This window comes from Agrobacterium sp. 22-223-1, from assembly GCF_053522385.1.
Map to the genome: position 1 here is coordinate 109,594 of NZ_JBNWCN010000002.1, position 22,166 is coordinate 131,759.

The following is a 22,166-nucleotide window of genomic DNA, read 5'->3' on the forward strand; positions in this document are numbered from 1 at the left end:
TTTCGATTAGCCTTTGAGCCCGGTATGGGCGAGGCCTTCGACGAATTGTTTCTGCGCAACGATGAAGACGATGAGTACGGGAATGGCGGTCATCGTTGCGGCGGCAAGCTGGATGTTCCACATCGGTCCGCCATAGGCGTCGGTAAATTGTGTCAGTGCCTGGGGCAGAGTGAACCTGTCGGGGGTGGAAAGAAAGACGATGGGTTCGAGATAGAGGTTCCAGCTGCCGAGAAATGTGAAGATTGCAACGGCGGCCAGCGCCGGACGGGCAAGCGGCAGCGCGATGGTCCAGAATATCTTCAACCGGCCGAGGCCATCGACCCGTGCGGCTTCTTCCAGTTCCACGGGTAAGGAGATGAAGAACTGGCGCATGATGAAGGTGGCGAAGACCGCCGGCGCGCCGAAGATCGGCACCAGGATCAGCGGCCAGTGCGTGTTGATCATGCCCCATTTGAGAAACATCCGGAACAGCGGAACCAGCGTCACTTCGGATGGGATGAGCAACCCCACCAGCACCACCATGAAGATGGCGTTGGCGAAGGGGAACCTGATGCGTGCAAAGGCATATCCGGCCATAGACGCCACTGCCATGGTGCCGATGGTGACGATTGCGGCGATATAGGCGGAGTTCCAGTATTGCAGCGCGAAGGGCTGTATTCTGAAAACGTCGGAATAGGAGGAAAAATCGAAGGCGCGCGGCCAGATATCTGGCGGAAAGGCAAATATCTGGCTGACGGGTTTGACCGACGACGTCACCATCCACCAGGTCGGAAAGACAAAAGGGACAAGCAGCACGCAGAGTATGAAATAGATCAGCGCCTGCGCGCGTGGGCTGAGTTCAGTTTTCATAGAATACGAACTTTCTGCGCAGGTGCCATTGGATGAAGGTGAGAGCGCCGACAATGACCAGCAGGATGATGGAAAGTGTCGAACCGTAACCGAAGAGATAGAACTGGAAGGCCTGCTGATAGAGGTAATAGACAAGAACCGTCGTGGAAAAACCCGGCCCGCCCTGAGTGAGGATCATGATTTGCGCAAAGACCTGCAACGCGCCGACGATGGTGACGATGGAGGCGAGCAGGATCGTCGGGCTGATCATCGGCAGGGTGATGCGATAGAACTGCTTGAAGCGCGGCACACCGTCGACGCGCGCGGCTTCGAACAGTTCCCGCGGCACGCCCTGCAGTGCTGCGAGAAACAGGATCATGTTGAGACCGAGATTCTTGAGCGCCTGCACGACGATGACCGAGATCATCGCTGTCGTGGGGTGGCGCAGCCAGTTGGGACCCTCAACGCCGATCGTTTGCAGGAGGCCGTTGATGCCGCCATTGTTTTGCAGCAGGAAACTCCAGACGATTGTCCAGGCGACCAGCGACACCACGACAGGAGAAAAGAAAAGCGTGCGGAACAGTGTCATGAAGGCGAGTTTCTGGTTCAACAGCAACGCAAGCCCCAGCGCCAGGCTCATATTGAGCAGGGCAAGCCCGGCGGAGAACACGGCGGTCACGGCCATCACCTCGCCTATGACCGGATCGCTGAGCAGCTTCTGGTAGTTGGCGACGCCGGTGAACCGGAACGATCCCGCCAGCACGTTCCACTCATGCAGCGAATACCAGAAGACCAGCACCAGCGGCACGAGCACGAAAACAACGATACCGATGAGTTGCGGCGCTATGAACAGATAACCGGTGGCGGCGTCACGCCGCGCCATTGTCCAGAAGCCGCGCCGGGCCTCTGTTTGCGCCGTCTGGAGGGCAAGCGTCATGGCTCTTCTTCCTTCTGCCTTTCGCATCCACCGGATGACTGCGAAGCGTCAATTGGCCGCCAGCAATGGGTCAAGACGGCTGCAAAGCGCTTGCAGGACAGCCGCGACATCGGCATCGGGTCGCCAGAGACCGTCGAGGCCAGCGCGAACAGTCTGTTGCAGCCGGGCAAAATTGAGAACCTGCTGCGTCGATTGACCGGTGGCGACGCCGCGAATGACCACGGCCTCTATCTGCTCGCGCGACAGCAATGGATTGGCGGCCGCGAGCACATCGGCGGTGAGCAGACTTTGCCGTGCCGGCGGGAAAAAGCGCGCGAGCTTGGCTACATTAGGCTTGGAGGAGAAAAACGCCAGGAATTCCGCCGCAAGCTTCGGGTTTTTGCCGCTGGCCATGACGCCAATGCCTGCGCGACCTGTAACGGCATAGTCGCCGGCAGGCCCCGTGGGCAACGGCACGAGATCCCAGTCGAAGGCCTTGTCGCCTTTCGGCAGCAGCGATGCGCGGCTGATCTGGGTGGTCGTCATCGCCGCATCCCCGGCAAAGAAATCGGCAGAAACGCCAGGTCCCGGCATGGCTTTCTTCACGAAGATCGCATCATGGATGAAGCGCATGGCGTCAACCATCTCCGGGCTGGCAAAAGCGCAGGACTTGGTATCCTTCGACCAGGGATAGGCATTCCAGCCGGTATAGACTTCGGCAAGATTCTCCCACGCCTTGTATTCAAAATCACGAATGATCAATCCCTGTTTGCCGGTCGTCGCGACTTTTGCGGCCGTCGCAATGGCATTGTCCCAGTTCCATTCGCCGGCAGCGATCATCTCGGCGGGCGTCTTTGCGCCTGCCGCCCGGATCATGTCGTTGTTGACGAAGACGCCGAAGGGCGATGTCGAGAACGGATAGAGATATTGTACCCCTTCATACGACCAGGCGGTGAGCGTTGCCGGGGGGAAGTCGCCCATGTCGTAACCTTCGGTATTGGCAAAGGTTTCGGTGAGGGGATAAAGCGCCCCTGCCGCCATGAAGTCGGGCGCGGTCGTGTCGAACAGCCAGGCCAGATCGGGGGGATTGCCGCCGGCGATCTGGGTGGTCAGAGTGGTCGCATAGCCTTCGTAGGCAAGCGAATCGTAGGTGATCTTGACGCCGGGATGGCTCGCCTCGAACTCATCGGCGATCTCGTTGAACAGGGCCAGATGAGCTTCGTTGGCGCTCCAGATGGCCATCCGCAATTCCTGCGACAAAGCCGGCGAAACCAGCCCGGATGTGACCAGAAAACCGGCCACTGCAATTTTCACTATACTGCTGCGCATAATAATCCTCCCAGATTATACGTATTAGCTAATAGCCGCGAATATCAGGCCAATGGCGCTCCACCCCTTGGCGTTCAATATGGGTATGGAACTCCGCCAGCCGCTTTTCATCGGCATGCACGCCATGCGGGGTCTCGCCCTTGTCGAGACAATAGGCGGCCAGCATGCCGGCCACTTCGCCGATGTTCCACTCGACCGGATGCAGCCTGTAACAACCATTGGTGATATGCGTGGTGCCGATATTCTTGGAAGCGGCCAGCAGGTTCGTTTTATGGCGGGGAATAAGAGCACCCAACGGAATTTCGAATGGGCAGGCGCCGACATCGATATAATTATTGCCGCCCGTCGAGGGGTGCAGGTCGATGCGGTACATGCCGATACCGATGCTGTCCGGGTAATGCACCGCGCCGCGATCGCCGCGCACCGCAAGCGACAGATCCTGCTCGACCACCGTGGTCAGGGCGCGAATGCGACGGCTTTCGCGTATATAGGGCGCCATAGCCAGGCCATGCTCCGTGCCGGTAATGTCGCCGCGCAGGCGCAGGCCCGGAAAGCCCTGGCCACCATCCGGGCGGGGCGCCTCGGTCTGCATCCAGTAGAACATGGAATAGGACAGGCTTGCCGCATCGGCCAGCCGCTCGGCATATTGTTCGGGGGTAACGTCGATGATCGGTGCCTCGAAATAATCGATCATCGGCCAGTTCACGAGGCAGATATCGCTGGCATAGGCGCCGGGCCGAAATGTATGGCGGGCAGCAATACGGCGGAATATCCAAAGGCTCATATCGCCGGCGCTGTGACGCTGGTCGGCAACGTCGCGTGTTGCGTTGTCGACCGGGTTGGGATCGAAGAACCGGCGGCTGCGCTCCAGTGTGCGGGGATTGGGCGAGTCCCAGCTCAACAACGGGCCACCCCAGAATTCGGGGGCAACCTGACGCCAGTGGTCGTACCGGGCGGGTTTGTCGATGACATGATTGCCGTCAACCTGATCGACGGCGAAGCAGATCGAGACGGCCTGCTGATTGTGGGGTTGCGCTTCGGCCGGCGCGCTCGGCTCGCCGGTTTCGGATTGGGCCTCGAAACCCGTGACATAATCGGTTGCGGTCAGCGGTAGCAGATCGCCCAATTCGGTGGCGTCGATAATGTAGCGGGCCGAGCAGGAGATGAGATCGCCCGTATTGCAATGGCGCAGCGTCACGGTCCGCACGGTGTCGCCGTCGACGTCTGCGGCGATAGGCTCATAGGCCTTGAGGATGGTCAGCTTGCCGCCGGCCGCGTAAGGGGCAAGCATTGCCTCCATCACCGCCAGCGAAACGCGTGGTTCGTGGCAGAGGCGAGATACATTGCCGTCACCGGGGTTGAGCGTCAGATCCGCCCGGGCGGCGTCCGTCAGCGGATAGTGGTCGCGGTAATATTGCCGCACGCCCGTGCGCAGGGCGCGATAGCTGGCCGTGATCCCGAACTGCTCGACCCAGCTGTGCTCGTCGGGCGGCACGGCCTGGCTTGTCAGCTGGCCGCCAATCCAGTCGAACGCTTCTGTCAGGATAACGCTGCGGCCGTTTCGCAGGGCCCCAAGCGCCGCGGCCACGCCGCCAAGTCCGCCGCCAACCACAAGAATATCTGCATTGTATTCTCTCACGTCAGGTTCTCTTTCCTTAAGTTGGGCCTTGATTTGGGGAGCCGAGCGTTTCGCCCGCCACGATGTCGCAACCCAGCAGTATCTGCCGTACGGGGCCGGGGGGGCTGGTGAGGGTTTCGACCAGCATGGAGGTCGCCTGCCGGCCCATCTCTTCGCGGGGGATGGCATAGGAGGTGAAGACGCGTTGCGACCGGAGCGTATACGTGCGTGTGCCGCTGCCCAGCACCACGATGGAAAGATCGCCGGGGACGCTCACCCCCTGGGCGCGGGCCTGATTGTCGAAGACCACCGCTTCGGCCACTTCGGCAAAAAAAACGACGCTCGCTCCGCTGGCGCGAACGGCGGCCAGCTGTTCGCCCGGATCGCCATTTTCGCTTTCGTGGGAATAGACCAGCTCCGCTGCGCCCTCGATTGCGGCCAGAAAACCACGCCAGCGGTCGCTGATGGATTCCGCCGGACCCGTCGCGCCGATAAAGGCGAAGCGGCGATGGCCGGCGGCAAGCGCCTCTCGGACAAGAGCATGCGTGGCTGTCACGTAATCCGCGCCAACATAACGCACCGGCCCGCCGGCGTCGTCACGACGTCCGACTGCAACATAGGGATAGTCACCGGCGACCAGTTGGGCCAGCTCATCGCGGTCGAACTGACTGCCCAGAATGAGGCATCCGTCAGCAAGTCGAAGCCGCCCCGTTTCCCCGAAGATACGCTTGCGGCCGTTATCGTCGCGCGCCGCAGCCGTCATCAGCAGAAGGTCGTAGCCCAACCTCTCCGCTTCCTCCTCTATCCCCATCAGAAAAGGCGTGTAGAAATCCGCCTGCGCAATCGGGAAAGCCGGCTGATAGGTAAAAACACCCAGAATCCGATTGGCGCCCTTGACCATGCTGCGCGCGATGGGGTCCGCCACATAACCCGTGTCCCGAATGGCCTTCAGCACACGCTCTCGCGTTTCAGGCGGGATACGGCCCTCAGCGGATTTCGCCTCGTTGAGCACGAGCGAAACCGTCGCCTGGCTGACCCCCGCGAAGATCGCAATGTCCCGTTGCGTCAAGCGCCTAACCATCGAAACCTCGTTTCCTGCCGACTGCTAATTCGTATTAGCTGCTTATGCGTATAAACAGGGTTTGCGAGGGGATGTCAAGAGTTGAGGTACTCCGCGAGGATGTGTTGGTTCCGGCACGGAGCATGGTGCCGCTATAGGCGGCACGCGAAATTGCAAGATGCGTGCTGAATGACTCTCGTGAGAGATGTGAAGAAAATTTTCGCTGCTTTTGGCAAACGCCGTCGGGCCTCGATCTATTGCCAAACTCTATCCCGGATACGCTCAGAAACGAGTGATGCGATCTGGAGATAACAGCTGATTTTGATTGATAATACAAAACCAGGTTGCACTTACCCGTCGCGTTGATGCTAATATTCGCACATGGGATTCGGGGTTTTCATTCATCGGTCAGATTCAATCTACGACGACAGTCCGGCGGAGCAATATCAGTTTCCGAGCCAATATCTCGGACGTGTGCAAGCCTGCGTCGGCGATTGGATCATTTATTACGAGCCGCGCAAGGTTGTAGCGACGCGTGGTTATTTTGCTGTCGCCAAAGTAGCCGAAGTCATTGCCGACCCCAAGGCTTCCGGGATGTATCTGGCTTTGATCGAGCCAGGAAGCTACCTCGACTTTGTCAATCCTGTTGCGTTCGGTGGGCAGGATGGAATTGTCGAGCGCGGGTTGCTGAATGATGAGGGCCGGATTTCCGGCCGTGCGCAGGCGGCCGTGCGCTCGATATCATCGGCAGATTTTAATCGCATCGTCTCTATTGGATTGGCGGAGCTTGAAGTGGAATTACCGCGGCTTGGTGAGCCGGAGGAAACGGGAGGCCTACTGGCGTTCGAAGACGAACCTCAGACGCCCTTCGTCTTGGAGGAAGAGCGGGAGCGTGTCACGATGCTCTCTTCGCGCCTTGTTCGAAACCGCCTGTTTCGCCGGCTGGTTTTGCAGGCTTATGACAAGAGATGCGCAATTACAGGCCTGAAGCTTATCAATGGCGGCGGGCGGGCAGAAGTTGACGCTGCGCACATACGTCCTGTCGAGGCAAATGGTCCCGACATCATAAGCAACGGTATCGCCCTTTCAGGCACGGCTCACTGGATGTTCGACCGCGGGCTGATCGGTCTGTCCGATAGCCTCGAAATTATCGTTTCCCGCCAGGCCAATGATCCGGAAAGCATTTTTCATCTGATTAACAAGTCTGGCCGGGCAATCGTGCCAGCTCGGTCATTCGAGAGGCCTCATCCACATTTCTTGCAATGGCATCGGGAGAACTGTTTTAAGGCCTAGGGCTCGGTGCGTGCAATCTGGAGGTTACTGTCCATTGCCCGTTCGGCAGGGCTAGGTCAGATATCGTAGACCTATTTGGTTCAGACCAAAGCGGTCTGCGCTACGTGGTGCCGGACCGGCATCCATTTCATTGTCTATGTCACCGGAGTGCGCCTGCGAGCCGGATACAATTCATGAAAGCCGGAAAAGTTCCGAGACAGAGAGCGGCCTAAAAGCCGGTTACGGGCAACAATAAATTACAAAATCTTCATTGCAGGTCACTCATTCCGAAGCTTAGATTTTATCGGGGGGAGAAATGAGAGAGCAATGTCGAACCTGGGTAGCCTCATATCCCTTTTTGTCTTCGCGATAGGCATTTTCGCCTTCTATCGATGGATGTCCGATGGCATCGGCACGGAAAACAGGAAGTCGGAATCGAGATGGTGAGTTTTTCGGTCCCGACAGACACCGCAGTGTCCGAGATAAGAAAACGGGTGGCGAAAATCATCGGCGAGCAGCTCGGAATAGCTGATGATAAAATAGTCGATACAGCCGATTTTTCCGAAGATCTGAATGCCGATTCGCTTGAGGTCGTTCAGATCGTCATGGAGATCGAAGAGGAATTTGGCATCGAAATTCCCGATGCTGCCGCAGACAGTCTTTCCACTGTCGGTGATGCCATTCGTTTTGTTCAGCTGGCAACGACGTAGTCGATCTGGAAAAGGCGCGTTCGATATGGCGATAATCCATCCCTTCATATACTTTCTTCCCGCCGTTGTCGGCGCCTATGTCCTCTATAAATTCATCCTCTATTTGCTCGGCGCCGATTAGGCGCCGGCCATCGCGTCCGTGCCTTGCGCCCCGGTTTGCGTCGAAGCTCCCTACGAGAAGCCGTATTCTCCATCCTACCGCATGAACTGAAATAAATTTCACGCTATAAAATAAAATTCAAACAGCATTGACGGCCGCTCGGTTTCCGGCTATCCCAAGCCGCATGCAATAAATTACATCGAATAAAATTTATTGCGGACTAAGTCATTGTCCTTGGGAGGGGAATATGTTGGCTTTTCTGAAATCGACCGCTGCCGCGGGTGTTTTAGCCGTGGCGATTGCCGCTGGTGCCGGTTCGCAGGCCGCTGCTGCGGGCAAGTTTGCCTGCGAGCCGGGTGAGACCTATGTGATGAACGTCATGGTTTCCAGTCACCCCTATTGGGTGCCGGTCTTCGAGGGGTTCAAGCAGGCCGCAAAGGCGCTCGGCTGCGAGGCCGTTTTCACCGGCACCCCGGAATATGACATCACCAAGCAGATCGCATCTTTCGAGCAGGAGCTGGTGAAGAAGCCGAAGGGCATCCTGCTGCACCCGATGCAGGCCGATCCCTTTATCGAACCGATCAACAAGGCAATCGGCTCCGGCGTTTCAGTGACGACTTTTGCGGCGGATTCGCCGAAGTCGAAGCGCACCGCCTATATTACCTCGGACAATGTTGCCGAGGCGAAATTTGCGGCTGACGAAATCGTCAAGAAGCTCGGCGAAAAAGGTGAATATGCCGTTCTGGAAAATCCGGGACAAAGCAATCACGATCTGCGCGTCACGGCCCTCATCGACTATATGGGGCGCACCTATCCGCAGATGAAGCTGGTCGGCCGCCAGGCGACCAATCAGGATTCGAACCTTGCCTACCAGGCTGTCGGCGCATTGTTGCAGGCCAATCCCAATCTGGGTGCCCTGTGGATTCCCGAAGCCGGTTCGGCCGAAGGCGCGACGGCTGCGGTCCTTGAGGCGAAGAAGAAGGTCCTGATCCTGCATGCGGATATCACCCCGGCCACGCTGGAGCACATCAAGCAGGGCAATATCTACATGTCCATCAATCCCAATCAGGGCGTTCAGGGCTTCATGGGTTTCATGAACACGTTTCTGGGCGCCCATTCGGACCTGATCGACCCGTTTAACGACTACAAGGTTTCCGGCTTCAACCCGATGCAGGTTCCTTCGATGGACAATGGTTTCGCTGTCATCACCAAGGCGAACGCCGCTTCCTTCGATCTCAACGACTATATGAAAGGGCGCTGACGCGTCGCTCTGGACCCGGCGAGGTTTGCGCCTCGCCGGCCACAAGGGGAAGCAGGTTCGGGAGGGCGTTATGGGTGAGGTCATCCTCAGCATGACGAATATTCACAAGGCGTTCGGCCCCGTGCGGGCGCTCCGCAATGCGGCACTCGAGTTGCGGCGCGGCGAAATCCATGCGCTGGCCGGTGAAAACGGCGCCGGCAAGTCGACGCTGATGCATATCATCGACGGTATTCTGCAGCCGGATGGCGGAGAAATCGTGCTGGATGGCAAACCGGTCAAGATATCCTCGCCCAATGCGGCGAACCGGCTCGGCATCGGTTTCGTGCATCAGGAGATCGCGCTCTGCCCGGAGATTTCGGTCGCCGAGAACATGTTTATGTCGCAGACGGGTCAGAGCCGCTCCTGGTTCATGAACTATCGCGATCTCGAAAAGCGGGCCGCAATTGTGCTGCGGGAAATCGGTGATATCGACCCCGCCCGTCGGGCCGGCGACCTGTCGATTTCGCAACAGCAAATCGTCGAAATCGCCAAGGCGCTGACACTCGATTGCCGCATCCTGATCCTCGACGAGCCGACGGCGGCTTTGACCGAAACCGAAGCGCAGACGCTTTTCAGGATCATGCACCGGCTGGCGGAACGGGGCATTGCCATCATCTATATCTCGCATCGTATGGCCGAGATTTTCGAACATTGCGACCGCATCACCGTCATGCGCGACGGTTGCCATATCAGGACGGAGAATATTGCCGATATCTCCCCCGAGGAAGTCGTCAACAGCATGGTGGGACGGGTGCTCGACAAGCTCTACCCGCCAAAGCTTTCGGAGGATGAAAAATCGGATGACGTCATTCTCTCGGTTCGGGGCCTGAATGAAGGAAAGCGGGTTTTCGATGTCGATTTCGATCTGCACCGCGGCGAAATTCTGGGGCTTGCCGGGCTGATCGGTGCGGGAAGAAGCGAGATCGCCCGGGCGGTTTGCCGGCTGGAGGGGAAGCCGAGAGGCGAGGTTACGCTGCGCGGCCGGCCGCTGAGGCTCAAGGATTATCGCGACAGCATCCGCGAGGGGCTGGTCTATCTGTCCGAGGATCGCAAAGGGGACGGGCTTTTCCTCAATATGTCCATTGCCTCGAATGTCTCCGCGCTCGATATCGGCAGGGTGTCGAACGGCATGGGCTTCATCGAACGGCGCAAAGAAATGAAGCGCGCCGATGAGTTGGGACGCCGGCTGAAATTGCGGGCGAACAGCATCGGCGATGCGGTATCGACCCTGAGCGGCGGCAACCAGCAGAAGGTGGCGCTGGCGAAGATGCTCTCGGTGGAGCCGGAGGTCATCTTTCTGGATGAGCCGACACGCGGGGTTGATGTGGGCGCGAAGGCCGAAATCCATCGCCAGATCCGGGAACTGGCGCGTGAGGGGGTCGGTGTGGTCGTCATCTCTTCGGAGCTGCCGGAACTCATCGGCGTCAGCGACCGCGTGCTGGTCGTGCGCGAGGGGCGCATCACGGGTGAGGTCGAGGGCGACGACATGACGGAGGAAAAGATCATGCAGCTCGCATCGATCAATATTGTGCATAGCCCGGAAAGGGCCTGAGGGAGCGGGAAAATGGCAACATCGGAAACACCTTCGGGCATAGCTGAGACGGCGGTTCGCCGCACCGCCTGGTGGGAGCCGGCGCTCAAGGCGCGGGAAACCGGGCTGATCGTCATCATCCTCGCGCTTTTTGCAGTGATGTCTTTCATATCCCCGTATTTCCTGACCGTGGACAATCTGCGGGCCATGGCCATGGTCTTCGCCATCGAAAGCATCGTCGTGGTGGGCATGACGATCCTGCTGATCTCTGGCGGTATCGACCTTTCGGTCGGCTCCGTCACCGCACTTGCGATGGTGGCGGCTGGCTGGCTGTTTCTCAATGGCGTCGACCCATGGGTGGCGGCGGGACTGGCGATCTGCCTTACGACCTTGATCGGCATGGCCATGGGATTCCTGACGACGGTGATCGGTCTGCATCATTTCATCGTGTCGCTGGGCGTCATGGTGATTGCGCGCGGTGTGTGCCTGCTGGCGACGGGCGGGCGGCCGCTTGGGCTCTATTCCCTGCCGCCGGAATTCAAGTTCATCGGTCAGGGCGCGCTTGGCGGCATTCCGCTGGTGCTGATTATCTTCGCGGTGGTGGTTGTTGCTTTCGATCTGCTGCTGCGGCGCACGACCGCCTTCCGCAAAGTGTTCTATACCGGCAGCAATCCGAAGGCCGCGGCCTATTCCGGTATCCGCGTCGGCCGGGTGGTGTTTGCCACCACCACGCTTTGTTCGATGTTGTGCGGTGTTGCAGGTGTTATCTATATGGCCCGCTTCGGTTCTGCCCAGCCCAGCTTCGGCGTCGGCATGGAACTTAACGTGATTGCGGCGGCGGTCATCGGCGGCGCGAGCCTTTCGGGCGGCTCGGGCACCATTCTCGGCGCGATCCTTGGGGCGATCCTTCTTTCGGTGGTTTCCAGTTCGCTTGCCTTGCTCAATGTGTCTGTCTACTGGCAGGACATCATCAGGGGCAGCATATTGCTGACTGCGGTCCTGTTCGACCACTATCTGGTCAGGCGCCGCCGTTGAGCGCCCTTCGCTCACCCGAGGGTAACTGGAGAAAGACGACCATGCTGGATATCAAGGACGATTTCGATCAACAGAGACAGATGTATTCCGTCCTGGTGCTGCATTTCATCGAGGGTGTGAAGCAGTCGGAAATCGCCGAGCGACTCAATCTTTCCCATACCAAGGTGAACCGCATGATTGCGGCCGGCCGCAAGGCGGGCATGGTGAAGATCACCATCGCCAGTCCTTATCAGAGGTTGGTGGACCTCGAAAACGAGATCACCCGCCGTTTCGGCCTCAGGCAGTCGGTGGTGACGCCGACGGTCTCCGATAATCCGGAAACCGCCTTGCAGATGGTGGGTCGGGTGGCCGCCAACCACTTGCTGGAAACCATTCGTGACGGCGATGTGATCGCGATTACCGGCGGCAAGGCGGTGAGTGCCGTTGTCGACAATCTGGAGGCGGAGCGTCGTTTCGATGTGCGGGTGGTGCCGCTGACCGGCGGCGTGCAGGGCAAGCACTATACGGATGTCAATCATCTCGCCACGCAACTGGCGGAGAAACTCGGCGGCAGCGCATCGCTCGTTCATGCACCGTTGTTTGCCGAGGATGAGGAACAGCGCGATCTGCTGATGAATGTCGCATCGATCCGCGAGGTCTTCGATCTGGCCCGGCAGGCGCAGGTGGCGCTGGTCGGCATCGGCTCCGTGGAGGCTCCCGGCTCCGGTTATTACGATCTTCTGCCGGATGCGGCCCGTGGTGGGCAGGCGCTGGTGGATGCGGGCATTGCCGGCGAGTTTCTCGCCCATCTCACCATGGCGGACGGGCAACTGGCGCGCATCGATCTCAACTCGCGCGTGGTGGCGCTGGACCCCGGGCAGCTTGCCCGGTGCCCGAATATTATCGGTGTGGCGGCAGGCGCCATCAAGGCCGGACCGGTGGCGGCCACGCTTGCCGGCCGCTATCTGACCTCGCTCGTCGTGGACGAGGCGATAGCCGGCTATTTACTGGATCATGAAGGAGGGGAAACCGCGTGACGGACAATGCAATATTGACCCGGACGATCGGCAGAAGCGGCATCGGCGCATCCGCCGTGGGGCTCGGCACCTGGGCCATCGGCGGCTGGATGTGGGGCGGCACCGACGAGCGGCAATCCATCGCCGCCATCCAGGCCTCCATCGATGCGGGTATTTCCCTGATCGATACGGCACCAGCCTATGGCATGGGGCTTGCGGAAACCATCGTTGGCAAGTCAATTGCCGGCAGGCGCGAGAAGGTGGTGCTGGTCACCAAATGCGGGCTCGTCTGGCATGTGAATGAGGGTGCTTATTTCTTCCATCAGGATGGCAAGCCCGTTTACCGTTATCTCGGTGCCGCTTCCATCCGGCACGAGGTCGAAGAGAGCCTGAAACGGCTCGGAACCGACTATATCGATCATTACGTGACCCATTGGCAGGACGCCACGACGCCGATTGCCGAGACGGTCGGGGCTTTGGTGCGGCTGAAAGAGGAGGGGAAGATCCGCTCCATCGGGGCAAGCAACGTCTCGCCCGGCGATCTTGAGGCTTATATCGCCACCGGCGCGCTGGATGCCATTCAGGAAGAATATTCCATGGTGAAGCGCGATATCGAGACGACGCTGCTGCCGCTTTGCCGAAAGAATGATGTCTCGGTCCTCAGCTATTCGTCGCTGGCGCTCGGTCTCCTCTCGGGCAAGGTCGGGCCTGAACGGGTCTTTGCGGAAGACGACCAGCGCCACGGCAACCCGCGCTTCAGCCAGGCGAACCGTCAGAAAATCGCGCGGTTGATGGGCGTGCTGGAACCGGTGGCGGCTGCCCATGGAGCTTCGGTCGCACAGGTGGTGATTGCCTGGACGATTGCCCAGCCGGGCATAACATTCTCGCTGTGCGGCGCGCGCGATCCGGCTCAGGCGGTCGAAAACGCCGCGGCCGCACGTCTTCGCCTCACGGAGAGTGAGCTGGCGCTCATCAGCGCCGGTGTCGCGGAGCATCTTGTGGGGCTCGATACCTGATTATGTAGGCTGAGACGGGACTTCAGGCGAACAGCGCATCATTTTCGTCCCGTCTCTCACGTCGTTTTAAACGGTCAACAACATTGGGACGCTGGTCATCAGCCGGCGAACGGTATTTCTATGCCCAGTTTTCGCGAGGACGCTCTGCGCCGTATCCGGCTCGATGGTGATTTCGATGCCGTCGTTATCGGCGGCGGTATCAACGGAATTGCCGCCTATCGCGATCTCGCCTTGCAGGGGCTGCGGGTGCTGCTGGTCGAGCGCAACGATTTCTCCTCCGGTTGCAGCGCCGCACCCTCACGCATGATCCATGGTGGCCTGCGTTATCTCGAAAACGGTGAATTCGGCCTCGTGGCAGAATCGTTGCGCGAGCGGGATGCGCTTCTCAGGCTTGCGCCGCATATGGTTCATCCGCTGCCGACCACGATCCCGATCTTTTCGACTTTCAGCGGCCTGTTCAACGCGGCGGCAACCTTTGCCGGTTCCGGCGGAAAACCCGCAAGCCGGGGCGCTCTCGCCATCAAGGCGGGTCTGATGCTCTATGATTTCGTCACCCGCAAAAACCGTATCCTGCCCCGTCACGCTTTTCGTGGTGCGCACGGGACTTTGCAGCATTGGCCGGATTTGACGCCGGAGATCAGGTACTCGGCCACCTATTACGATGCGTGGATCAGCCAGCCCGAGCGGCTGGCTCTGGAGCTTCTGATCGACACCCGTGCCGATGCGCCGCAAAGCATTGCGCTCAACTATGCGGAGCTTGTCCGTCTCGGTGACGAGTATCGTCTTCGACTGGAGGGCGTGGATGAAGCCCTGCCCATCCGCCCAAGGATCGTCGTCAATGCGACCGGCGCCTGGATCGACGAGACGATTGGCGCGCTGGCTGCACCCCCGGCGGAGACAGCAAAACCGACCGTCTCCGGAACCAAGGGATCGCATCTGATCATTGCCAACGAGGCGCTTTTGAAGGCCCTGAACGGCCATATGATCTTCTTCGAGAATGACGATAATCGCGTCTGTATCCTCTTTCCCTATCTCGGCCGGGTTCTCGCAGGCTCAACCGATATCAAGGTGGATCGCCCCGAGCGGGTGCGCTGCGAGCCCGAGGAACGGGATTATATTCTGGACGCGATCCGGCAGGTCTTTCCGCAGATTGCCATTACCCATTCCGACATCGTCTTCAGTTTCAGCGGCATACGCCCGCTGCCGCGCAGCGACGCCGCCTTTACCGGAAGAATTTCCCGCAGCCATTTCATCCACCGCGTTGCGGGCGATCCACCGCAGCTCTGCATGATCGGCGGCAAGTGGACCACTTTCAGGGCTTTTGGCGAACAGGTGACCGACGAGGTTCTGGCCTTTCTTGGACGCCGGCGGCTGACCGGCACCATGGACCGCCCGATCGGCGGCGGCAGGAATTTTCCCACCGGTGCCAGCACCCTGCCCGCCTTGCTGTCGGAGGAATTTTCGATTGCCGGAGACCGGGCGGAGCATCTGGCTCTGGCTTACGGCTCCCGTGCCTTCGATCTGATGGGCTTTTGCCGGGGCCGTGCGGATGATGTGCGGCTTTCAGAAAAATCGCCGATCACGGCCGCGGAGGTGGTCTGGCTGATCCGCTTCGAACACGTGCGACACCTGACCGATCTCGCCCTGCGGCGCACGACGCTCGCCATCACCGGCGTCATCGACGCCGATCTGATCGACGCGATCCTCGCCGTTGCGGCCCGCGAGCTTGGCTGGCCGGCCACCCAGGCGGCGGCGGAACGGCAGCGGCTTATCCATGAGCTGGAGACTTTTTATGGGGTCACGCCGGCAATGCTTCAACACAGATGCAAGGAGAATGCATGATGATGCGGATTTCGAAAAAGGCGCGCATGAACCGGCTGTTCCGCAATGGCGGCTGCCTGGATGTGGCCATCGATCACGGGGTTTGCAACGAGCCGAGCTTCCTTGTCGGGCTGGAGGATATGGCGCAGACCGTGGACAGGCTGGTCGAGGCCGGTCCCGATGCCATACAGATGGCCTATGGGCAGGCGGATCTGCTGCAGCAGAGGCCGGAGCGCGACAAGCCGGCCCTCGTCATGCGTATCGACATGGGTAACCCTTACAATTCCACGCGCCACAGAACCATGTGGTCGCAGCTCCAGAACCATCAGGACCCGATCATCGGTGCGCTGGAAATGGACGCCGCCTGCGTCGTCGTGAACCTGTTCATGCTGCCGGATGAGCCGGAGCTGTTTCGTCAATGCGTCGAAAACATCAGCCGCGTGCGGGCAGATTGCCATCGTTTCGGTATGCCGCTGATGATCGAGCCGCTGGTGATGCTGCCCAATGATGTGCGCGGCGGTTATCAGGTGGATGGCGACGCCGAAAAGATCGTCACGCTGGTACGCCTTGCCTCGGAAATGGGAGCCGATATCATCAAGGCCGATCCGACCAGCGATCCGCATGATTTTCACAAGGTGATCGAAGCCGCGCGGTGCCCGGTGCTGGTGCGGGGTGGGGGACGTGAGGACTTGCGTAACGTGCTTACGAAATCGGCGGCTCTAGTGGCCGAAGGTGCGAACGGGATGGTTTACGGGCGCAATATTTACCAGCACGACAATCCCAAGGCCGTCGTTGCGGCGTTGATGGCCATCATCCATCAGGGTGCGGGTGGCGAGGAAGCATGGGATATCTATAATCGTGGCTGACAAAAATCACATACTGGGTCTCGATGTCGGCAACACGGTCATCAAGGCCGTGCTGTTCGACACGGAAGGCCGGCAGGTTGCGCAACACGCCATCGACGGACAGTCGACATTTCCGCAGCCTGGCTACGTCGAGCGCGATCTCGAGGAATTATGGCGGAACGGCTGCGAGGCGATCCGCCAGCTTCTGGTGAAATCGTCCGTCGATCCCCGCAGCATCCTGGCAGTGGGCTGCGCCGGCCACGGCAATGGCCTTTACCTTCTGGACAAGGACCGGCAGCCCCTGATCGGCATCCAGTCGCTCGACAGCCGTGCTGCCGATGTGGCGGCCGAGCTTGACCGGAAAAGCGGAGCGCAATTGCAGGCCCGTTGCCTGCAGCGGCCATGGCCTGCGCAAACACCCAGCCTTCTGGCTTGGGTGAAGCGACATGCCCCCGATCTCTATGCCCGGACCGGTACGGTCCTGTTCTGCAAGGATTTCGTCAATTTCCGCCTGACGGGGTGCCTTGCCAACGATATTTCCGATCTCAGTGGCGCGGGGCTGCTTGCCTTGCCGGAAGCGCGGCTCGACCGCGAGCTTCTGTCGCTTTACGATCTTGAGGACGCGTTCGAGTTCTTCCCCCGTCGCGTGGAATCGGCTGACATCGTTGGCCAGGTGACGGGCGAGGCTGCGGCTATGACGGGACTGTCCGAAGGCACGCCCGTCATCGGCGGTTTCTTCGATGTGGTCTCCAGTGCCATGGGGTCGGGGGTCATCAATGCCGGGGAAGCTTCCATCATCGCCGGCACCTGGAGCATCAATCAGGTTTTCGCGGACAAGCCGGTCATCAGTCCCGATGTCTTCATGGTCACCACCTTCGGCCGTGACCGCTATGTCAATATCGAATCCAGCGCCACCTCCGCCGCCAACCTCGAATGGTACGTGCACCGTGTTCGCGGCGACCATGGCGACCATGCTTTCGAGCGCTGCAACGAATTGGTCGGCTCGGTCACACCGCGCGCCGACGATCCGTTCTTTCACCCGTTCATTTTCGGCTCGCGGCTGGGTGCGGAATTTCGTGGCGGCTTTTACGGCCTCGCGGGATGGCACGGCGAAGGTCACATGCTGCGGGCCCTGTTCGAAGGGGTGTGTTTCGAACATCGCCGCCATATCGGCGTCCTGCGCGAAGCGGGATTGCCGGTGGAAAGCGCCGTGATGTCCGGCGGCGGTTCCCGCAGCCAGCATTGGCCGCAGATCATGGCGGATGTTCTGGAAATTCCCCTGCGTGTCGCGGAAGCCCGCGAGACGGGCGCGCTCGGCGCGGCCATTGGCGCGGCCGTGGCGATTGGGCTTTATCCTGATTATGAGGAGGCGGTTGCGGCGATGACACGGGTTGCGAATGCTTACCGGCCCGATGCTGCGCAAGTCTCGCACTATGGGCGGCGCTACGGTCTCTATGCAGAATTGACCGCGCAGTTGCGTGGCTTCTGGAGCGCTTTGCGGTTACCGCAATAGTCTCCGGTTTCTGCAGGGCGCAATCGCGCGCCCCGCATCAATCAGAGCCCCTGCGCAGAGAGAAAGTATCTGTGCAGGGGGTGAGGATATCGCGCAATAGTTTGTATATACTTTAATATTGCAACTTTATAAAGTATTGATGTTTGTTTATGGCGCTTGAAAAATAGAATTGAAAGTAAATTTTAAACATAACTTCTTAATCTCACCCTCCAGCCCGGTCGCCAACAGTTGCGCACGCACCCGTAACTCTCGCCACCGTCGCAGCATAGTTTTGGGGGATGGGATATGCTTTTTAAATCGACAACGGGTCGGAATATTTTTGCGGTCGCCGCATGCGGCGTCTTTGCGACAATCGCGGCCTCGGCCATGCTGCTTTATCGGTCCATTGAGGATACCAGGGCCAACAATCTCGAGCGTATGCGGCAGATCGCCCATAGCGAAGCCCTGGCGACCGAAAAGAATATCGGCGGCACGATCCATATCGTCAACAGCCTCGCCTCGGTTCTGGAATCGATGAAGCAGTCAGGCGATGCCGATCGTGGTAAGGCCGATCAGATCATTCACCACATGCTGGCAAACAACCCCGATGTGCTCGGTCTCTGGACCGGATGGGAGCCAAACGCGTTTGACGGCAAGGATGCGGATTTCGCCAACAGGGAAGGGCATGACGCGACCGGCCGGTACATACCCTATTGGGTGCGCAGCGGGGGCAAAATAGGCAACACCGCTTTGACGGACTATGCCACCGCAGGCCCGGGCGATTATTATCAATTGCCCTTCACCCTGAAGAAAACGGTTGTCGTCGAGCCCTATTCCTATGCAATCGACGGCAAGGAAGTCCTGATTACCTCGATTGCCAAGCCGGTCATGGTCGATGGTAAACCTCAGGGGGTCGCCGGCCTCGACCTGTCGCTCGATGAAACAAGCAAGGCGCTTTCGGCGGTGCGGCCCATGGGAACAGGTTTCGTCAGCCTAGTCAGCGGCGGCGGCAAGATCATCAGTCATCCCGATGCGGCGATCATGGGAAAAAGCCTCGCGGACGGCGGTGCGCAGACCGCTGGCTGGGACCAGTTGATTGCAAATCCCGGTGCGGAGCGCGAGATCACCGCGCAGGATGGAACGGCGTCCTTCGCCATCGCCTTGCCCGTCATGCTTACCCAGGACATGAAATGGTACGCAATCATCTCGGTGCCGGAAGAAACGGTGTTTGCGCAGCTGCATGCCATGATGCGTGACGCCGCTTTGACCATCGTGACGGCCACCGTGCTGCTGGCCCTGGCGGGATGGTTCATCGCGCGGCGGTTCATCGGGCGCATTGCAAACATCATCGATGAGACCGCCAAGATTGCACAGGGAAATCTTCATCTGACACTGAAGGATATCGGGACAAGGGACGAAATCGGCGATCTTGCCCGCTCTCTCGATGTTCTGCGCGAAAACAATCGACAGAAGGCCTCGCTGGAACAGGAGGCCGAGACCAACCGCACGCTTGGCGAAGAAGAGCGTGCTGCCCGGGAACGCAGGGCCGTCGATGAGGCGGTCAGCATCCGCTTTGCCGTCGACAGCCTGGCTTATGCGCTGGCGAAGCTCGCTGACGGCGACCTTTCCTGCCGTATCGACAATCCCTTTGTCGAGCAGCTCGACGCGGTGCGTGGCGATTTCAACGGCTCGGCCGGGAAATTGCAGGACGCGCTTCTGCGGGTATCGGAAAACGCCTCCGGCATCGACGCCGGCGCCAATGAAATCAAGTCGGCGTCCGATGATCTGGCGCGGCGAACGGAGCAGCAGGCGGCGGCCGTTGAAGAAACCGCTGCGGCCCTTGAAGAGATTACGACAACGGTAAAAGACGCCGCGAACCGTGCGCATGAGGCGGGCCGGCTGGTTTCCCGCACGCGCATCGGCGCGGAACGGTCGGGTGAGGTCGTGCGTCAGGCCGTGATGGCGATGGAGCGGATCGAAAAATCGTCGAACGAAATTTCCAGCATCATCGGCGTGATCGATGAGATTGCCTTCCAGACGAATTTGCTGGCGCTGAATGCCGGGGTAGAAGCGGCGCGTGCCGGTGAGGCGGGCAAGGGTTTTGCCGTGGTGGCGCAGGAAGTGCGCGAGCTTGCCCAACGCTCCGCCGCTGCGGCGAAGGAAATCAAGTCGCTGATCACCAAGTCAAACCAGCAGGTCGAAGAGGGCGTACATCTTGTCGGCGATACAGGCAAGGCGCTCGATGTCATCGTTGCCGAAGTGCAGGAGATCAACCAGCACGTCGCCGCGATCGTGGAATCCGCGCAGGAACAGTCATCCGGCCTCCAGCAGATCAACGTCGCCGTTAACCAGATGGATCAGGACACGCAGAAAAATGCCGCGATGGTCGAGGAGATGACCGCCGCAAGCCACACGCTGGCAACGGAGGTCGATGCGCTGAACCGGCTGCTCGGTCAGTTTGAGCTCGGTCAGGGAACAGGTGTGCATCGGGGGTCTCTGAAGGCGGCCTGATTGGGCGCCCTGAGCGGCTGTGTCCATCAGCACCGATGGGCACGGCGGGGAAATGGAAGATGGACTTTGTCTGCAAATTGAGCATCTTATTTCCTGCAAGCAAGTAATGGGATGATCAACAGCAGATGGATATCAGGCGCCTGAAATCGTTTATCACGATTGTCGATATGGGTAGCATAACAAGAGCGGCCGATGTGCTGCATATTGCCCAGCCGGCGCTCAGCCAGCAATTGGCAAGCATCGAGGAGCATTTCCGCCAGAAACTGCTGACCCGAAGCCAGCAGGGCGTGGTCATGACCGATGCCGGCAAGGTCGTCTACAGGCATGCGCAGGTCATTTTGCGGCAGATGGAGCAGGCGCAGGCGGAGGCGCTCGAAGCGGGCGCTGTGCTTTCCGGCAAGGTATCGGTGGGTCTTGCGCCCTTCAGCAGCGCCGCCACGCTTTCGCTGCGTCTGATGGAGGAAACCAAGCGGCTTCATCCCGGCATTCTGCTGCACATCACCGAAAGCGTCAGCCAGCCCTATAGCCAGATGATCATGAACGGCCGTCTGGAAATGGGTTTGATCCACGGCGTCGGGCCGATCCGGGGTGTCAAGTTCACGCCGCTGTTGCGTGAGGAATTCGTTCTGGTCGTACATCGCAGCTTCGGCGTGGAACCGGGCGATGCGCCGATCACGGTCGCCGATCTGGCGTTTTTGCCCTTCCTTCTGCCGCCGACCTATAATTTCGTGCGCCGCGCCATCAATCTTGCCTTCACCCGCAGCCGCAAAGATCTGATCGTGATGGCGGAGCTGGAATCGGTAAGGACCATCGCGCGCGGCGTGGATGCAGGGCTTGGCGCGACCATAACGCCCAAGGCCATCGCCGACCGTATCGTGGCGGAATCCAATGAGGACATCGTCGTCAGGCAGATCGCCAGCCCGATGATCGAGGAAACGCTGTCCTTCTGCGTATCGGACAATACGCCGCTCTCCGAGCCGGCGCTTGCCGTGAAGGAGATATTGCTGCAACTGGCGGAGACCCTGAAATAGAAGTGTCAGGCCGGTTTTAAAGCCACGCGCAGCATCGTTTGTCGGTGCCGCGCGCAGAAAAGATCAAAGCATTGCTTCCTTGCGGCAATTCACCAGCAATTCCGCCACCGAAAGATTGTTCGGCAGGCGGAGCAGGGTTTCCACCATTTCGGCGAGATCGTCCGGCTGGGTCATATCCTCGCGGCTGACTTCCGTTTCGCCAACGGTCATATCGGTTGCGATATAGCCGGGGCAAAGCGCGGTGGCACGCACGCCGCTGTCCCACAACTCCTGCCGGATACCATGGGTGAGGGCGACGACGGCGAATTTCGTCATCGCATAACCCACATTCGACCCCACGCGGCGTCCCGCCAGCGAGGCGACATTGAAGACCCTGCCCTGTCCGGTTTTTACGAGATGGGGAATGGCGGCACGCGTGACCCTCAGCGGACCCTTGACGTTGATGCGCCACATCTGGTCGAGGCTTTCTTCGCCCGTATCCATGACTTTGACTTTGGGGTTGATGCCGGCGCAATTCACCAGCCCGTCGATCCGGCCATATCTGGCGGCAACCGCCTCAACCCAGGCCTCTGCCGAGCCAGCCTCTTCCGCATCGTAGCGATCGGCCGAAAGCCGGTCCTTCACCGCAACGGCGGCCGGATTTCGCGCTCCCGCCGCGACGGTAAAACCGGCTTCGTGAAGCCTTTTGGCGATCGCAAGGCCAAGGCCCCGCGATGCGCCGGAAACCATGATGACACGGCCACTTCCTCCCAACAT

Annotated in this window: 18 protein-coding genes; 12 read left to right on the forward strand and 6 right to left on the reverse strand. The window is 59.7% G+C overall.

The window, feature by feature from the left end:
* Window positions 1–6: 6 nt before the first annotated feature.
* The 5 genes from ACQZ60_RS12650 to ACQZ60_RS12670 are packed head-to-tail and all read right to left on the reverse strand — an operon-like array spanning window position 7 to window position 5,772.
* Complete coding sequence (locus ACQZ60_RS12650; protein WP_448735365.1) at window positions 7–849, reverse strand: carbohydrate ABC transporter permease; 843 nt, start codon at window positions 847–849, stop codon at window positions 7–9.
* Complete coding sequence (locus ACQZ60_RS12655) at window positions 839–1,765, reverse strand: carbohydrate ABC transporter permease (RefSeq protein ID WP_448735366.1); 927 nt, start codon at window positions 1,763–1,765, stop codon at window positions 839–841. The genes ACQZ60_RS12650 and ACQZ60_RS12655 overlap by 11 nt, the downstream gene beginning before the upstream one ends.
* Before the next feature lie 48 nt (window positions 1,766–1,813).
* Window positions 1,814–3,073, reverse strand: a complete 1,260-nt coding sequence (locus tag ACQZ60_RS12660) for an ABC transporter substrate-binding protein (protein ID WP_448735367.1) — start codon at window positions 3,071–3,073, stop codon at window positions 1,814–1,816.
* 28 nt (window positions 3,074–3,101) lie between these two features.
* Entirely contained in the window at window positions 3,102–4,712 is a 1,611-nt protein-coding gene (locus ACQZ60_RS12665; protein WP_448735368.1) for an FAD-dependent oxidoreductase, read from the reverse strand.
* A gap of 16 nt (window positions 4,713–4,728) precedes the next feature.
* Entirely contained in the window at window positions 4,729–5,772 is a 1,044-nt protein-coding gene (locus tag ACQZ60_RS12670) for a LacI family DNA-binding transcriptional regulator (RefSeq protein WP_448735369.1), read from the reverse strand.
* Window positions 5,773–6,132: 360 nt separating this feature from the next.
* Between ACQZ60_RS12670 and ACQZ60_RS12675 the strand changes: the two genes are divergently transcribed.
* From ACQZ60_RS12675 to ACQZ60_RS12730, 12 genes are all read left to right on the forward strand, one after another.
* Window positions 6,133–7,044: an HNH endonuclease gene (locus ACQZ60_RS12675; protein WP_448735370.1), complete on the forward strand. Its 912-nt coding sequence runs from the start codon at window positions 6,133–6,135 to the stop codon at window positions 7,042–7,044.
* A 452-nt stretch (window positions 7,045–7,496) separates the two neighbouring features.
* Complete coding sequence (locus tag ACQZ60_RS12680; RefSeq protein WP_448735551.1) at window positions 7,497–7,733, forward strand: acyl carrier protein; 237 nt, start codon at window positions 7,497–7,499, stop codon at window positions 7,731–7,733.
* A 347-nt stretch (window positions 7,734–8,080) separates the two neighbouring features.
* Window positions 8,081–9,094 carry a substrate-binding domain-containing protein gene (locus ACQZ60_RS12685; protein WP_078052169.1) on the forward strand — a complete coding sequence of 338 codons (1,014 nt, stop codon included), beginning with the start codon at window positions 8,081–8,083 and terminating at the stop codon, window positions 9,092–9,094.
* Window positions 9,095–9,164: 70 nt separating this feature from the next.
* The gene (locus tag ACQZ60_RS12690; RefSeq protein ID WP_448735371.1) at window positions 9,165–10,685 is read left to right on the forward strand and encodes a sugar ABC transporter ATP-binding protein; all 1,521 of its coding nucleotides are present in this window, start codon (window positions 9,165–9,167) and stop codon (window positions 10,683–10,685) included.
* A 12-nt stretch (window positions 10,686–10,697) separates the two neighbouring features.
* Window positions 10,698–11,699, forward strand: coding sequence for an ABC transporter permease (locus ACQZ60_RS12695; RefSeq protein ID WP_035264951.1), 1,002 nt, complete (start codon window positions 10,698–10,700; stop codon window positions 11,697–11,699).
* Between the two features lie 41 nt (window positions 11,700–11,740).
* Entirely contained in the window at window positions 11,741–12,715 is a 975-nt protein-coding gene (locus tag ACQZ60_RS12700) for a sugar-binding transcriptional regulator (RefSeq protein ID WP_059757988.1), read from the forward strand.
* Entirely contained in the window at window positions 12,712–13,710 is a 999-nt protein-coding gene (locus tag ACQZ60_RS12705) for an aldo/keto reductase (RefSeq protein WP_448735372.1), read from the forward strand. The genes ACQZ60_RS12700 and ACQZ60_RS12705 overlap by 4 nt, the downstream gene beginning before the upstream one ends.
* A gap of 120 nt (window positions 13,711–13,830) precedes the next feature.
* Window positions 13,831–15,552 (forward strand): FAD-dependent oxidoreductase, encoded by a 1,722-nt coding sequence (locus tag ACQZ60_RS12710; RefSeq protein WP_448735373.1) that lies wholly within the window; start codon window positions 13,831–13,833, stop codon window positions 15,550–15,552.
* A gap of 2 nt (window positions 15,553–15,554) precedes the next feature.
* On the forward strand, window positions 15,555–16,397 hold the full coding sequence (locus ACQZ60_RS12715) for a class I fructose-bisphosphate aldolase (RefSeq protein ID WP_269831165.1): 843 nt from the start codon (window positions 15,555–15,557) through the stop codon (window positions 16,395–16,397).
* Entirely contained in the window at window positions 16,390–17,889 is a 1,500-nt protein-coding gene (locus ACQZ60_RS12720; protein WP_448735374.1) for an FGGY-family carbohydrate kinase, read from the forward strand. Before ACQZ60_RS12715 ends, ACQZ60_RS12720 begins: the two co-directional genes overlap by 8 nt.
* Window positions 17,890–18,174: 285 nt before the next feature.
* Complete coding sequence (locus ACQZ60_RS12725; protein ID WP_448735375.1) at window positions 18,175–20,379, forward strand: methyl-accepting chemotaxis protein; 2,205 nt, start codon at window positions 18,175–18,177, stop codon at window positions 20,377–20,379.
* Window positions 20,380–20,504: 125 nt separating this feature from the next.
* Window positions 20,505–21,410: a LysR substrate-binding domain-containing protein gene (locus ACQZ60_RS12730; protein ID WP_059757973.1), complete on the forward strand. Its 906-nt coding sequence runs from the start codon at window positions 20,505–20,507 to the stop codon at window positions 21,408–21,410.
* A 63-nt stretch (window positions 21,411–21,473) separates the two neighbouring features.
* Here the strand turns inward: ACQZ60_RS12730 and ACQZ60_RS12735 are convergent, their stop codons facing one another.
* On the reverse strand, window positions 21,474–22,166 hold the full coding sequence (locus ACQZ60_RS12735; RefSeq protein WP_448735376.1) for an SDR family NAD(P)-dependent oxidoreductase: 693 nt from the start codon (window positions 22,164–22,166) through the stop codon (window positions 21,474–21,476).

Coding starts and splice junctions, on each gene's coding strand:
- ACQZ60_RS12650 (WP_448735365.1), bottom strand. CDS start 849: ATGAAAACTGAACTCAGCCCACGCGCGCAGGCGCTGATCTATTTCATA.
- ACQZ60_RS12655 (WP_448735366.1), bottom strand. CDS start 1,765: ATGACGCTTGCCCTCCAGACGGCGCAAACAGAGGCCCGGCGCGGCTTC.
- ACQZ60_RS12660 (WP_448735367.1), bottom strand. CDS start 3,073: ATGCGCAGCAGTATAGTGAAAATTGCAGTGGCCGGTTTTCTGGTCACA.
- ACQZ60_RS12670 (WP_448735369.1), bottom strand. CDS start 5,772: ATGGTTAGGCGCTTGACGCAACGGGACATTGCGATCTTCGCGGGGGTC.
- ACQZ60_RS12675 (WP_448735370.1), top strand. CDS start 6,133: ATGGGATTCGGGGTTTTCATTCATCGGTCAGATTCAATCTACGACGAC.
- ACQZ60_RS12685 (WP_078052169.1), top strand. CDS start 8,081: ATGTTGGCTTTTCTGAAATCGACCGCTGCCGCGGGTGTTTTAGCCGTG.
- ACQZ60_RS12690 (WP_448735371.1), top strand. CDS start 9,165: ATGGGTGAGGTCATCCTCAGCATGACGAATATTCACAAGGCGTTCGGC.
- ACQZ60_RS12695 (WP_035264951.1), top strand. CDS start 10,698: ATGGCAACATCGGAAACACCTTCGGGCATAGCTGAGACGGCGGTTCGC.
- ACQZ60_RS12700 (WP_059757988.1), top strand. CDS start 11,741: ATGCTGGATATCAAGGACGATTTCGATCAACAGAGACAGATGTATTCC.
- ACQZ60_RS12710 (WP_448735373.1), top strand. CDS start 13,831: ATGCCCAGTTTTCGCGAGGACGCTCTGCGCCGTATCCGGCTCGATGGT.
- ACQZ60_RS12715 (WP_269831165.1), top strand. CDS start 15,555: ATGCGGATTTCGAAAAAGGCGCGCATGAACCGGCTGTTCCGCAATGGC.
- ACQZ60_RS12725 (WP_448735375.1), top strand. CDS start 18,175: ATGCTTTTTAAATCGACAACGGGTCGGAATATTTTTGCGGTCGCCGCA.
- ACQZ60_RS12730 (WP_059757973.1), top strand. CDS start 20,505: ATGGATATCAGGCGCCTGAAATCGTTTATCACGATTGTCGATATGGGT.
- ACQZ60_RS12735 (WP_448735376.1), bottom strand. CDS start 22,166: ATGTTGGGAGGAAGTGGCCGTGTCATCATGGTTTCCGGCGCATCGCGG.